Annotated in this window: 8 protein-coding genes; 6 read left to right on the forward strand and 2 right to left on the reverse strand. The window is 71.6% G+C overall.

Annotated features, from left to right (window positions below):
• Window positions 1–19: 19 nt before the first annotated feature.
• Entirely contained in the window at window positions 20–1282 is a 1263-nt protein-coding gene (locus DEJ48_RS18975) for a hypothetical protein (RefSeq protein ID WP_150217342.1), read from the forward strand.
• Window positions 1283–1375: 93 nt separating this feature from the next.
• On the opposite strand, the gene DEJ48_RS18980 is transcribed toward DEJ48_RS18975, so the two are convergent.
• Window positions 1376–3487 carry a PhoX family protein gene (locus DEJ48_RS18980; protein WP_150217343.1) on the reverse strand — a complete coding sequence of 704 codons (2112 nt, stop codon included), beginning with the start codon at window positions 3485–3487 and terminating at the stop codon, window positions 1376–1378.
• 516 nt (window positions 3488–4003) lie between these two features.
• Here DEJ48_RS18980 and DEJ48_RS18985 point away from each other — a divergent pair.
• From DEJ48_RS18985 to metG, 5 genes are all read left to right on the forward strand, one after another.
• Window positions 4004–5302: a VWA domain-containing protein gene (locus tag DEJ48_RS18985; RefSeq protein WP_317850924.1), complete on the forward strand. Its 1299-nt coding sequence runs from the start codon at window positions 4004–4006 to the stop codon at window positions 5300–5302.
• 162 nt (window positions 5303–5464) lie between these two features.
• Window positions 5465–5800, forward strand: coding sequence for a trypco2 family protein (locus tag DEJ48_RS18990; RefSeq protein WP_150217345.1), 336 nt, complete (start codon window positions 5465–5467; stop codon window positions 5798–5800).
• A 6-nt stretch (window positions 5801–5806) separates the two neighbouring features.
• Window positions 5807–10141, forward strand: coding sequence for a tetratricopeptide repeat protein (locus tag DEJ48_RS39760; RefSeq protein WP_190537483.1), 4335 nt, complete (start codon window positions 5807–5809; stop codon window positions 10139–10141).
• Window positions 10142–10157: 16 nt separating this feature from the next.
• Window positions 10158–10676 carry a DUF4913 domain-containing protein gene (locus DEJ48_RS19010; RefSeq protein ID WP_223832099.1) on the forward strand — a complete coding sequence of 173 codons (519 nt, stop codon included), beginning with the start codon at window positions 10158–10160 and terminating at the stop codon, window positions 10674–10676.
• A 55-nt stretch (window positions 10677–10731) separates the two neighbouring features.
• Window positions 10732–12351, forward strand: coding sequence for a methionine--tRNA ligase (metG, locus tag DEJ48_RS19015; protein ID WP_150217346.1), 1620 nt, complete (start codon window positions 10732–10734; stop codon window positions 12349–12351).
• 80 nt (window positions 12352–12431) lie between these two features.
• Here metG and DEJ48_RS19020 read toward each other — a convergent pair whose 3' ends face one another.
• On the reverse strand, window positions 12432–12683 hold the full coding sequence (locus DEJ48_RS19020) for a hypothetical protein (RefSeq protein ID WP_150217347.1): 252 nt from the start codon (window positions 12681–12683) through the stop codon (window positions 12432–12434).
• Window positions 12684–13017: the final 334 nt, after the last annotated feature.

A 13017-nucleotide genomic window follows, 5' to 3' on the forward strand; every position in this document is an offset into this window, starting at 1 on the left:
AACGAGGGAAGTCACCGCCATGCGCGCCACCCGCCGAACCTTCCGCACCGCCGCCATCGCCACCGGAGCCATCGCCGCGCTCGCCGTCCCCACCACGGCCGCGTTCGCCGCGGACGCGCCCTCGACACCGCAGGGTCAGGTAGCGCAGGACGACCAGCAGGGCACCCAGGACCAGACCGGCAAGGACGAGCCGGGCAAGGACCAGGACAACAACAAGAAGCAGGACGACAACCAGGACAAGTCCAAGGACGACCAGGACCGGACGGACAAGGACCAGACCGACAAGGACAAGGACAAGGACAAGGAGCAGCCCCCCGTCCCCGGCGGCTGGGAGTCCAAGGGCACCACGAACCTCGGCAAGGGCTGGACCGCGAGCGTCGAGGTCAACGCCTCCGCCCGTACCGCCAAGGCGACGATCTCCCTGAACGGCGCCGCGAAGGGCTCGCTCACCGCCTACGAGAAGTCCGCGTCCACGACGATCGACGGCAACACCTTCACCCTCACCCCCGACGGCACGGCCACGGCCAAGCTCACGGACAAGGACAAGGACCCGGTCGTCGGCGGCTGGGAGTCCAAGGGCACGACCGACCTCGGCAAGGGCTGGACCGCGAAGGTCGACGTCAACGCCTCGGCCCGTACCGCCAAGGCCGCGATATCCCTGAACGGCAAGCCGAAGGGCTCGCTCACGGCCTACGACAAGTCGGCGACGACCAAGATCGACGGCAACACCTTCACGCTGACGTCGAGCGGCACCATCACGATGAAGGCCGGTCCGAAGCCGGAGCCGAAGCCCGACCCGAAGCCGGACCACAAGCGCGTCTTCGTCCGCGAGTACAAGAACCTCGGCGGCAGCGGCTTCGACGCGAAGGTCTACAAGGTCAAGGGCGGCTACGAAGCCGACATGATCGCCAAGGCGCCCGACACCGGCAGGAAGACGGTCTGGGACACCCTGAAGCAGTCCGGCGACAAGCCCGCGTACGGCCAGCACAACGGCGCCCACTTCGTCCTCAACCCCGACGGCACCATGAAGGGCTGGACCGAGGGCCGGACGAACGGCAACGGCCACCACGACAACCACGGCACCAAGCCGAAGCCGCAGCCCCACCCCCGCAACGACTCGCAGCAGGTCGTCCCGAAGGGCGGCGTCAAGGCCGGCGCCGACGGCGTCCAGTCGGAGTCCTCGTCCGACGACGCCCCGCTGATCGCCGCGGGCAGCGGCATGGCGGCGGCGGGCGCGGCGGGCCTCGGGTTCGCGCTGTACCGCCGCAAGCAGAACGGCTGAGTGTGATCTGACAGCGGTACGTCTGACAGCGGTACGACGATGGGGCACCCCGCAAGAGCGGGGTGCCCCATTCTCGTACCGCCTGCGAGGGTCTCAGACCCCGATGTCGCAGCCGTCCTCGCGCCACACCGAGACGACGGCCGGGCGGACGATCTTCCCGGGACCGTCGGGCCAGGCGCTCGCCGGCTTCTCCACGGACGCGCCGTCGACCTCACCCGGGTGCTGCACGGAGACGAGGACGCGCCGGTCCTGGACGAGCGGGCCGCACGTCTCCGCGCCGGTCGGCATCGTCAGGAACTGCTTGAGCTCACCGCGCCGGTCGCCGCGCGTGGCGACACCGAACAGGCCGTCGTGCGAGCCGAGTTGGTTGCCGTCGGTGGAGATCCACAGGTTGCCGTGCGGGTCGAAGGCGACGTTGTCCGGGCAGGAGATCGGGGAGACCCGCTCCTTGGGGAAGCCCGCGAAGTACGTGGCGGGGTCGTTCGGGTCACCGGCGACGAGGAACAGCGACCAGGCGAACGTCGTCGCGTCCGCGCGGTTGCGGCGCTCGGTCAGCTCCAGGATCTGCCCGTGCTTGTTGAGGTTGCGCGGATTGGCCTCGTCGGCGCCCGCCTTGCCCGCCTTGCCCCGGTCGGAGTTGTTGGTGAGCGCGACGTACACCTTGCCGGTGTGCGGCGACGGCTCGATGTCCTCGGGCCGGTCCATCTTCGTGGCGCCCACCTTGTCACCGGCGAAGCGCGTGAAGACGTACACCTCCTCGGCGGTCATGCCGTCGACGTGGCTGACGGCCTTGCCGCCGGGCCCGGCGGTGGCGAGCGGAATCCACTTGCCGCTGCCGTCGAACTCGCCGTCGTCGGGGAGCGTGCCCTTCCCGTCGATCTCATCAGCAGGCGAGTCACCGGTCAGCTTGGCGACGTAGAGCGTCCCCTCGTCGAGCAGGGTCAGGTTGTGCTCGTGGGCGGCGCGGGACGTGCCCTTGGCCATGCGCTTGCTGCTGACGAACTTGTAGAAGTAGTCGAACTTCTCGTCGTCGCCCATGTAGACCACGGGGCGGCCGTCGTGCGTGAGGCGCGGCTGCGCGGCCTCGTGCTTGAAGCGGCCGAGCGCGGTGCGCTTGCGCGGGGTCGAGTCCGGGTCGTACGGGTCGAGTTCGACGACCCAGCCGAAGCGGTTGGCCTCGTTGGGCTCCTGGGCGAGGTCGAAGCGGCGGTCGAACCGCTCCCACTTGCGCTCGGAGGCGGCGCCGGTCACGCCGTACCGCTTGAGGCGGGCGGCGGTGGTCGGGTCGGTGACCTTGTCCGCGTTGCCGAAGTACTGGTTGAAGTTCTCCTCGCCGTGCAGGGTCGTGCCCCACGGGGTGGTGCCGCCCGAGCAGTTGTTGAGGGTGCCGAGGACCGTGGTGCCGCGCGGGTCGGCCTTCGTGCGGACGAGGTCGCTGCCCGCGACGGGCCCGGAGAGCCGGAACCGGCTGGTGACGGTGAGCCGCCGGTTGAGCTGGTGCCGCGACACGGCCCGCAGCTTCCCGCTCCGCCGCTCCCCCTCCACGACGACCACGGACAGACCGTGGGCGGCCCAGGCGATCTCGACCTGCTCGCGGGTGGGGTTCGCGGGGTCGTACCCCTTGAACATCAAGACCTCGTCCGTGTACTCGTGGTTGGCGACGAGGACCTGACGGCCGTGCTCGCGCCGGAGCGGCAGCAGACTGAGGAAGTCGTTGTTGTACCCGAACTGCCCGGCCTGGGCCGCCGCGGTCTGCTTCTCGGCATCGAAGGCGGGCGCGCCGCGGAGGATGGGCTCGCCCCAGCGTATGACGACGTTCTGCTCGTAGCCGTCGGGGACGGTGACGGTGTCGGCGGTGTTGGGGGCGACGGGGTTGAAGCGGAGCCCGCGGGCCCCCTTGTGCTTGTGACCCTTGCCGCGGCCGTGGCTCGCAGCCGTTCCGGCGGGTACGGCGGCAGCGGCCTCGCCCGCCCCCGGCCCGGCCAGGACCGCGCCGCCCGCGGCGGTGGCGACCGTCACGACGGCGGCGGCGCGCATCATCGAACGTCGGCTGAGCGCACCGGCTATGACGTCGCCGACGTAGGCGTTGTCGCTGGTGTTGGGCACCTCGCCGAAGCAGGCGTCACCGCAACGGAACCGGCAGGTCAGGGCGGAACGGCCGCCGCTCCCCTGATGCGAGGTGATGATCGGCAGCAGCTTGGGCACGAGTCCTCCGTCGTTGTGGCTTGATTCCGCCGTGAGGCTAGGCGCGGGGTTCGGCACGGCGGCGGCCTGCGGGTGAACGGAGGGTGAATCCGTGGCGCATGGGAGGGAGTTGTGGTGCCGGGGCCGTGGGGGTGCTCCGCATGGCGGTTCGCGGGGGTGGCTCGCGCGGGTGACGGGGGGCGACCCTGCCCAAGATCGCGTACTGCGGCGGCTAACCTTACGTGTCCGCCCTGGCCAGGGATTTTCGGGAATCAACTCACGCGAAGGGTTGCGCACATGGGCATTCTGAACCGCCTGCGGAACGCGTTCGGACGGTCACGCAAGGAGAGCGTTCCGGAGGCACGGGAGCCTGAGCGTGCGACGTCTGCCGAGCCGGGCTCGGCCGCTGCCTCTCCCTCGGCCCCGGAGCCGGATGCGACCGCCCCCGTCACGGTGACGGTCCCGTCCCCCTCCCCGGAGCCGAACCCGACCCCGAAGGCCACGCTCCCGTCCCCCAGCAAGGAGCCCACTCCCACGGTGGACGACTTGGTAGCGGCAGCTTTCGACAACGTCACGGTCCCGCCCCCGCCCCCGGAACCGCGCCCCGAGACGACCCGCGAGGCGGAACCGAAGGCGGAGACGGCCCCTGAGGCGGAGCCCGAGCCGAAGCCCGAGACCACCTCTGAGACCGAGCCCGAGCCGCAGGCTGAGGCCACCCCCGAGGTCGAGCCCGAGCCACAGACTGAGGCCACCGAGCCCAAGGCAGAAACCGCCACCCCCGAGGACGAGCCCGAGCCACAGACTGACGACACCGAGCCCAAGGCAGAAACCGCCACCGCCAAGGACGAGCCCGAGCCACAGACTGACGGCACCAAGCCCGAGGCAGAAACCGCCACCGCTGTGGGCAAACGTCCCGCAGGGCGGGACGGGTGGGCACAGCCCCCGGTGCAGGGTGCCGATCAAGAGGGCGCTCCGGAGGCCGACAAGCCCGAGCCGCAGGCTGAGGCCGCCCCTGAGGACAAGCCCGAGCCGCAGGCTGAGGTCGACACGAACGGCAAGCCCGAGCCGCAGGCTGAGGCCGACACGAACGACCAGCCCGAGCCGCAGGCTGAGGTCACGCCCGAGGGCGAGGGCAACCCCACCCCGGCCCAGGCCAGGCCCGCCGTCCCCGCAGCGAAGGTGCGATCAAAAGCCCCGGCGCTAGCACCCGCGTACCGCGCCGCCGGCACCGCCCTGAAGAAGCACGACCTCACAGGAACCCGAGCCCAGGTCTACCTGGTCCTCGACCGCTCCGGCTCCATGCGCCCGTACTACAAGGACGGCAGCGCCCAGAGCCTCGGCGAACAGATCCTCGCCCTCGCCGCCCACACGGACCCCGAAGCCACCGTCCACGTCGTCTTCTTCTCCACGGAGATCGACGGCACCGGCACCCTCACGCTCCCCGAGCACGAGGGCCGCATCGACGAGCTGCACGCCGCCGCGGGCCGCATGGGCCGCACCAGCTACCACCGCGCGATCGAAGAGGTCGTGGCCCACTACGAGAAGTCGGACCACAAGGGCGAGCCGGCCCTGGTCGTCTTCCAGACGGACGGCCCCCCGGACACGAAGGGCGTGGCGACGCAGGCCCTCGCGGACGCCGCCGCGCACCCCCTCTTCTTCCAGTTCGTCGCGTTCGGCGAGCACGACGCGAAGGGCTTCGACTACCTCCGCAAGCTCAAGGCGGACAACGCGGCGTTCTTCCACGCGGGCCCCGCCCCCAAGGAGCTCACGGACAAGGAGCTGTACGAGGGCCTCCTCGCGGCCTACCCCGAGTGGCTGTCCCGCAACGAAGCCTGACGACGGGCGACCGAGGACTGACGACTGACGACCACCCGACCCCGAAGGCGGGTCACGGGCGCGACTCCCGCCCCGTGACCCGCCTTCGTCGTCCCATGGCGCCAACTGCGCCTCGTACATAAGGTGTTGACACACGTACCGACGCGCCCAGGGGGACCCGCGATGGTGGACGGACCGGATCGAGACGCCGCGTCGGACGAGTGGCTCGACCTCGCCGACGCACTCGATCTGCTCCGCGCCCAGATCGCCGAGTCCCAGCGCCGCGCGCGCACCGCGGACATCCGCTTCGACGTCGGCGAGATCACCGTCGACTTCGAAGTGGAGCTGCACCGCACCCGCACCGCGGGCGGCGGCCTCCGCTTCGCCGTCGTCCAGGCGGAGGCCCGAGGTGAGCGCGCCCATCGGGCCACCCAGCGCGTCAGCCTCACCCTGAAGCCACGCGGGCCCGGCGCCGGGCCCGGCGCCGGGGACATCGCCATCGGCGACTGGCAGGAGTAACGCGGCGTGGAGGTCGACCGCGTCGTACGCATCGTGCCCCGGCACCACGCCTCCGGCGCCCCCTCCGGCACCGGCTACCTGATCGCCCCCCGCCTCGTCCTGACCGCCGCCCACCTGATCCCGGACGGCACCACCGACGCCACCCCCCGCGTCACCACGGCCGACCCCCCACCCTCATACGCCACCCCCCGCCTCATCACAGCCGACCCCCCACCCCCGTACACAACCCCCCGCCTCACCACGACCGATGCCCCACCCCCGTACACAACCCCCCGCCTCACCACAGCCGAACCCCCACCCTCCTACGCCACCGTCCTGCGCTGGACCACGGTCCGGTCCGACGCGTACGACGGCGGGCCGGACGCCGCCCTGCTGGAGATCACCGACCCCGCCTGGCGGCCGCCGCCCTCCTTCGACGGCCGCACCGGCCGGCGCCCCCAGCGTTGGGGGCGCCTGGTCACCGACACCATGGGCCAGCCCGTCTGCTGCCACGGCTTCGCCCGCGTGCAGCGCGACGGGCGGGACGGCGCCCGACTCGAACAGCTCGCCGCGCGCATCAACCCGCTCAGCGGCTTCCCCGCACGGCGGTACGAACTGACCGGCACCACCAGCACGTTCGGCGTCGCCCGTGGCGCTGACTCGCCCTGGGCCGGTCTTTCCGGCGCGGCGGTCTTCACCGCCGAGTCCACCCCCACCCCCGGCGAGCTGCGCCCCGGGGCCCTGCTCCTGGGCGTCGTCCGCGCGGACCGCGGGGCGGCGACCGGCATCCGGCTCGCGGTGACACGGACCGAGGACCTGCTCGACGACCCGGCGTTCCGGGCCGTCGTCCGTGCGCACAACGGCGGCCTCGCGCCCGAACCGGAAGCCGCGGAACTCGTCGGCGTGCTCGCTCCCGTCGCCGCGCAACGCGATGTGAAGTCACCGCTGACGGTGTTGCGCGCGGACGTGGAGGCGGTGGCTTTCCGGGGGCGCGAGGAGGAGCTCGCGGAGCTGCGGAACTGGTGCGTGGCGGACGACTCCGCGCACCAGGTGGCCACCCTGGTGGGGCCCGGCGGCCAGGGCAAGTCACGGTTCGCGCGCGAACTGACCGCGACCCTGCGGGCGGAGGGCTGGGTCGCGGGCCGGTTGCTGCACGAGACGGTGCGCGGCGGGAGCGGCGAGGGCGACCGCGCGACGGACGCGCTGCGGCCGCTGCGGAGCGTCGTCCGTCCCACGCTGATCGTCGTCGACTACGCCGAGACCCGGCCCGATCTCGTCCGCCGGCTGATCGGCCTGGCAGACGGCGCCCGTGACCGCTTCCGCGTGCTGCTGCTCGCCCGGTCCACGGGCACGTGGATGGACACCGCCCTGGGCCGCTCCGCGCTCGCGTACGGCATGCGGGACAGCACACCGGAATTCGTGCTGCGCCCCCTGTACACGGCGCCGGGACCCGCCGCCAAGGCGTTCCGGCTCGCGCTGACCGACCTGGCGGGAGTCCTCGGCCAGGTACCGCCCGGCGCGCACCGCCTCGGCGACGTGGACTGGCCCGAGCTGGCCGCCCGCATCCCCACCCCGCGCCTCGAGGACGGCCGCGAGAGCCCGCTCTCCTTGCAGATGCGGGCCCTCGAAGCGCTGCTCGCGCACGCGGCCGGTGCCCCCGTGGGCGCCACGGCCCGCAGCTCCGTGGAGCCCGCCCTCCTCGATCACGAGGCGTCGTACTGGTCGAGCACCGCCGCCGCCCTCGGCTTCGACGCCGACCACGACGTCGACGACGCCCTGCTGCTGCGCCGGGCGGTGGCCGCCGCCACCCTGTGCGGGGCGGCCGACCGCGCACAGGGACACGCGACGCTCGCCCGGCTGCCCCACCCGGGCCCGGTCCCCGTCGACAAGCTCGACCGCTGGCTCGGCACGCTCTACCCGACGGTGCGGGACCGCCACTGGGGGACGCTGCACCCCGACCGGCTCGCCGAGTTCCAGGCGTCCGCCGAGGTCGTGGACGACCCCGGCCTGCTGCCCGCGCTGCTCGACGGCGCCTCCGACGAGCAGTGGACCAACGCCTTCACGGTGCTGACCCGCGCGGTCGTCGCGCACGCCAACGAGTCCCGCCCGCATGCGGCACGTGCCGTCCTGGCCCGGCTGAACCACGTCCTCGACCACATCGACGAGGCGCCGGTCGGCCTCGCGGCCCTGCGCGCCTGCTCCGAGGCACTGCCCCGCGACTCCCACGTCCTGTCCCGGCTCGCGCTGCGGGTGGCCGAGGTGGTGGTGGACCGCCATGCGCGCGGTGTCGCGGAGGACGGTCGGTCGTCCGCCCGCGGCCCCTCCGCCACCGACCCGCCGACCGGCCCCGGACCCTCCGCCACCGACCCGTCGTCCACCCCCGGCCCCTCCGCCGCCGAACGCGCGGGCGATCTGCACAATCTCGCCCACCACCTGCGGGTCATGTCGCGGTGGGCCGGTGCCGTCCAGGCCTCCGAGACCGCCCTGAACCTGCGCAGGGAACTTGCGGCCCAGGACCCCGAGACGTACACGTCCGAGCTCGCGGCCGGCTACGAACTGTCCGCGCGGGCGCTCTCCCAGGTGCAGATGGACGTGGCACGCGAGCGCATCGGCCGGGCGCTCCTCATCCAGCGCCGCCTCCACCGCGAGGACCCGGAACAGCACCGTCTGCAACTGGTGCGCTGCCTGCGCACCGCCTCCTACGTCCAGTGGTACTCGGGCGACCGCGCGGAGTCCGCCCGCCTCGACGCCGAGGCCGCCGAACTCAGCCGCATCCTCGAGAACTCGGAACCGGGCCGCCACCTCGGACTGCTCACCCACATCCTGGACAGTCTGAGCATCAACCACTGGCACGCGAAGCGCTTCCCCGACGCGATCCGCATCACCACCGAATCCCTGCGCCTCCTCGGCGAGCAGATGGCCGTCAACCCCGACGCACACGCGCCGTCCTACGCCGCCGCCCTCCACTCCCAGGCCCTCAACTACGACAGCACGGGACGCAACGAGGAGGCGGTCGACCTGGCCCGGCAGGCGGTGGAGATCTACCGCAGGTACGCGGCGGACTACCCGGAGATGTACGAGCGCCTGCTGGGCCAGGCCCTGCACAACCTCGCGCTCCTCGAACGGGACAAGGGCGAACACGCCCCGGCCCTCGGCCACATGCGGGAAGCCGCCGAGCTCCGCAGGGGCCTGTGCACCCGGGAGCCCGGCGTCCGCAGCTCGCGGGGGTTCGGCGCCTCGTCGTCCTGGCTCGGCTACTGGCTGATGGAGAAGGACGACCGCCTGCCGGAAGCCGCCGACGCGGTCCAGGAGGCCGTGGCCGCCCACCGGGCAGTGCTCGCCGCGGAACCCGGGCCGGACAGCCGCGCCGACCTGGCCCGCGAGCTGGAGCAGCTCGGGCGCTGCCAGGAACGACTCGCCCTCACCGCCACCGGTGCGAGCACCGGCCAGGACGCGCTGACGGCCGCGATGGCGACGCTGCGGGAGAGCATGACGCTGTTCCGCGCCGCCGCGGCCGGGGCGCCCGACCCCGAGAAGTACGACGACGACCTGTGGGCCACCGTGAACGGCCTCGCCCGCTGCTACCGACATGCGGACCACACCGCCCCACGGCGTGCCCTCCTGCGCGCGGCCCTTCCGATGCTGCGGCGGCGCGCGACACAGGATCCCGGGCGGCGTGCGGCCCTCGCCTCCTGTCTCGCGGACCTGGGAGAGGCCTACCTCGACACCGCGCTCCGGCGGCGTGGCCCGCTCCTCCTCGAAGAGGCCGTCGCGCTGGAGGATGAGCTCGCGCGGGAAGCCGGGCCCGAGGCCACCCACCCCGACCTCCGCGCCTACCTGGTGCGCCTGCGCAATGCCCAGAGCGGGCTCGGCCGCCATGCCGACGCGGCACGCACCGCGGAACGGATCGTCCCCCTCATCCGTCACGAGCGGGAGAGGGACCCCGGTAAGGCGCCACTGCTCGGCCCGGAGATCATCGAGGTCGCCCACGCGTACGCCCACGCCGGCCGCTTCGCGGCGGCCGAGTGGCTGGCGGCCGAGGGAATCGCGGTCACCCGCGGGGAGGTGACAGGGCCGGAGGCGGCGCTCACCCTCGCCAGGCCGCTGCGCCGCCAGGCGGAGACCCTCCTGGAGTGCGCCCGGCGCACCGGCCGCATGGACACCGCACGCAAGGCGCTGCGTCCGGCAGGGGAGGCCCTGACCGTGGTGCGCCGCCACTGGGTCACGGATGCCAAGGACCATGCGGTGGCCCTGCGGGAGAGCGCGCGATGCCTCGCGGACGTACTCGACCGGCTGGGCCGTTCCGCCGACGCGGCGGACGTACGCCTGAGTCTGGCCACGCCACCGCACCTCCACCCGTGACGACAGGAGTGACCCGATGACGATGGACGAGGCAACGAACGAGTCGATGCACGCTGGGACGGACGAGGCCACGGACGAGTCGATGCACGCCGCGACGGACGAGGAAGCGGTCAGGGACGAAGAGACCCGCGCGAGCCTCATCTTCCCCTCCGTGGAGGAGTTCGTGACCGAGTACCTCTCCGCCGTCGTCCACCGTCGCACCGACGACGGAAGCCACGTCTGGTGCCCGGACTGGTGGGCCCACGCCGAGGCCGTCGCACGTCTCACCGCCCTGTGGCGAGCCTTCGAGTACCTCTCCAGTGACCCGGCCCTCGGCATGTCCAACTGGTGGCTGCACCACGCCGACCCCCACCTGGCCGTGCTCCTCGACCCGCACGGCCCCTTCCACGCCTGCGGCCCCCACCACGGTCACCAGGAACGGCCCCCCGCCCTTCCGGTGACTTCCGCCCCGCCCGGCCACTTCGACCACCCGGCGTTCTCGCTCGCCGACGAGGACCCTTTCCGCGACCTCCCCCTCGACCTGCCCACCTCGTGAGACCCCACCGAAACCGATGTGAGTCGATCTTGATCCGGCCGTTAGGATTTCGACCATGGCGGCCACTGGATCCGAGAAGCAGGGAGCGGGCGAGAACGCGAAGGCGTTCTACGTCTCGACCCCCATCTACTACGTAAACGACGCTCCTCACCTGGGCCACGCCTACACGACCGTTGCAGGGGACGTGCTCACGCGCTGGCACCGTCAGCGCGGCGAGAAGGTGTGGTACCTCACCGGCACGGACGAGCACGGTCAGAAGATCATGCGCACGGCCGAGGCGAACGACGTCACCCCCCAGGAGTGGTGCGACAAGCTCGTCACCGAGGCATGGAAGCCCCTCTGGGAGCATCTGAACATCGCGAACGACGATTTCATCCGCACCACGGAGAAGCGTCACACCGACCGCGTGCAGGAGTTCGTCCAGGATCTCTTCGACAAGGGCGAGATCTACAAGGGCGGTTACGAGGGCCCGTACTGCGTGGGCTGCGAGGAGTACAAGCTCCCCGGCGACCTCATCGAGGCGGAGGACGGGACGAAGCTCTGCCCCATCCACAAGAAGCCGGTGGAGCTCCTCAAGGAGGAGAACTACTTCTTCAAGCTGAGCGAGTACACCGACAAGCTCCTCGCCCTGTACGAGGCCAACCCGGACTTCATCCAGCCCGAGTCGGCGCGCAACGAGGTAGTGAACTTCGTCCGCCAAGGCCTCCAGGACCTCTCCATCTCCCGGTCGACGTTCGACTGGGGCGTGAAGGTCCCCTGGGACGACAAGCACGTCATCTACGTGTGGATCGACGCGCTCCTGAACTACGCGACGGCCGTGGGCTACGGCGCGAACGAGGAGAAGTTCGCCTCGACCTTCCCCGCGAACGTGCACCTCGTCGGCAAGGACATCCTGCGCTTCCACGCGGTGATCTGGCCCGCGATGCTGCTGGCGCAGGGCCTTCCGGTCCCCGGCAAGGTCGCCGCGAACGGCTGGCTGATGGTCGGCGGCGAGAAGATGTCGAAGTCGAACCTGACGGGCATCAAGCCCCAGGACCTCACGTCCCACTTCGGCGTGGACGCGTACCGCTGGTACTTCCTGCGCGCCATCGCGTTCGGCAGCGACGGCTCGTTCTCGTGGGAGGACTTCACGGCCCGCTACACGAGCGAGCTGGCGAACGACTACGGCAACCTCGCGTCCCGTGTCGCGGCGATGATCGGCAAGTACTTCGGCGGCGAGCTGCCCGCGGCGACGGCTTCCGGCGAGGCCGAGCAGGCGGTGCAGGACGGCCTGACGAAGGCCGTCGCCGAGGCGGACCGGAAGATCGGCGAGGAGCTGGACTTCCAGGGCGGCATCCTGGCGATCTTCGACTTCGTGAAGCAGGTCAACGGCTACATCACGGAGCAGGAGCCGTGGAAGGTCGCGAAGGACGACTCCGAGGAGGGCAAGGCCCGTCTGGCGACGATCCTCTACACGGCTGCGGAGTCCCTCCGCGCGGTGGCGGTCCTCCTCAACCCGATCATGCCCGAGACCTCCCAGAAGCTCTGGGACTCCCTCGGCGCCGAGCCGCTCCTGGGCGCCCTCGCCGACCAGGACGTCCGCGCGGCCGCCACGTGGGGCACGCTCCCCGCGGGCGCGACGGTCACGAAGGGCGCGGTCCTGTTCCCCCGCCTGGAGGAGAAGCCGGCCGCGTAACGCCACGTGGCGCAGCATTGCCGGGAGGTCCCGGTGCCGCCCCCTGACGCACGAGGGCAGCACCGGGACTTTCCCGTACGTCAGGCTTCGTCACCGTCGAAAAGGTCGGCGGCATCGGTCACGCGCACTGCCCGATGGGTCCAGGCCTTGAGCTGATCCATATCGGTACAGGCACTCACCCGCTCACGTACCAACGGCGGCACGGAAAGCTCCCGCGCTTCGAGGATCTCCAGGACCATCTCGGCCCGGCCCTCGGCCCGGGCCTCTTCGCGGCCCTCTTCCCGCTCCTTCACCGCGAACGGGTGGTCGAAGAAGTACTTGGTCGACATCATCAGTTCCTCCCAGATCTCCCTTGCCCGGGGGGCCACCAGGGGCACATCCCTCTCGGCCTCATGCCTGTCCGTGATCACCGGCACGTTGTCCGGCCCCAGAACCAGCGGGCGAACGGTGGCGTGCCCTCAGTCCTCGCAGACGTCGATGTGCCGTCGCACCCGGCCACGCGTCGGCCGGGGCGATCGTGTTCAGACGCCACGAAACGACCCCCGTGCCGGCCTTCACCGGGTCGACCCAGGCCTTGAACGGCTTGCCCGACGGGACGGCAACTGCGGCCAACGGAACCCCCCGACGTATAAGCATGAAACGACCCGATCCGGGGTCAACGGCCAC

This window comes from Streptomyces venezuelae, from assembly GCF_008642315.1.
Lineage (GTDB): Bacteria > Actinomycetota > Actinomycetes > Streptomycetales > Streptomycetaceae > Streptomyces > Streptomyces venezuelae_D.

Excerpts from the sequence above, each read along its gene's own strand:
- DEJ48_RS19020 (WP_150217347.1), bottom strand. The coding sequence starts at position 12,683 with ATGATGTCGACCAAGTACTTCTTCGACCACCCGTTCGCGGTGAAGGAG.
- metG (WP_150217346.1), top strand. The coding sequence starts at position 10,732 with ATGGCGGCCACTGGATCCGAGAAGCAGGGAGCGGGCGAGAACGCGAAG.
- DEJ48_RS18990 (WP_150217345.1), top strand. The coding sequence starts at position 5,465 with ATGGTGGACGGACCGGATCGAGACGCCGCGTCGGACGAGTGGCTCGAC.
- DEJ48_RS18975 (WP_150217342.1), top strand. The coding sequence starts at position 20 with ATGCGCGCCACCCGCCGAACCTTCCGCACCGCCGCCATCGCCACCGGA.
- DEJ48_RS19010 (WP_223832099.1), top strand. The coding sequence starts at position 10,158 with ATGACGATGGACGAGGCAACGAACGAGTCGATGCACGCTGGGACGGAC.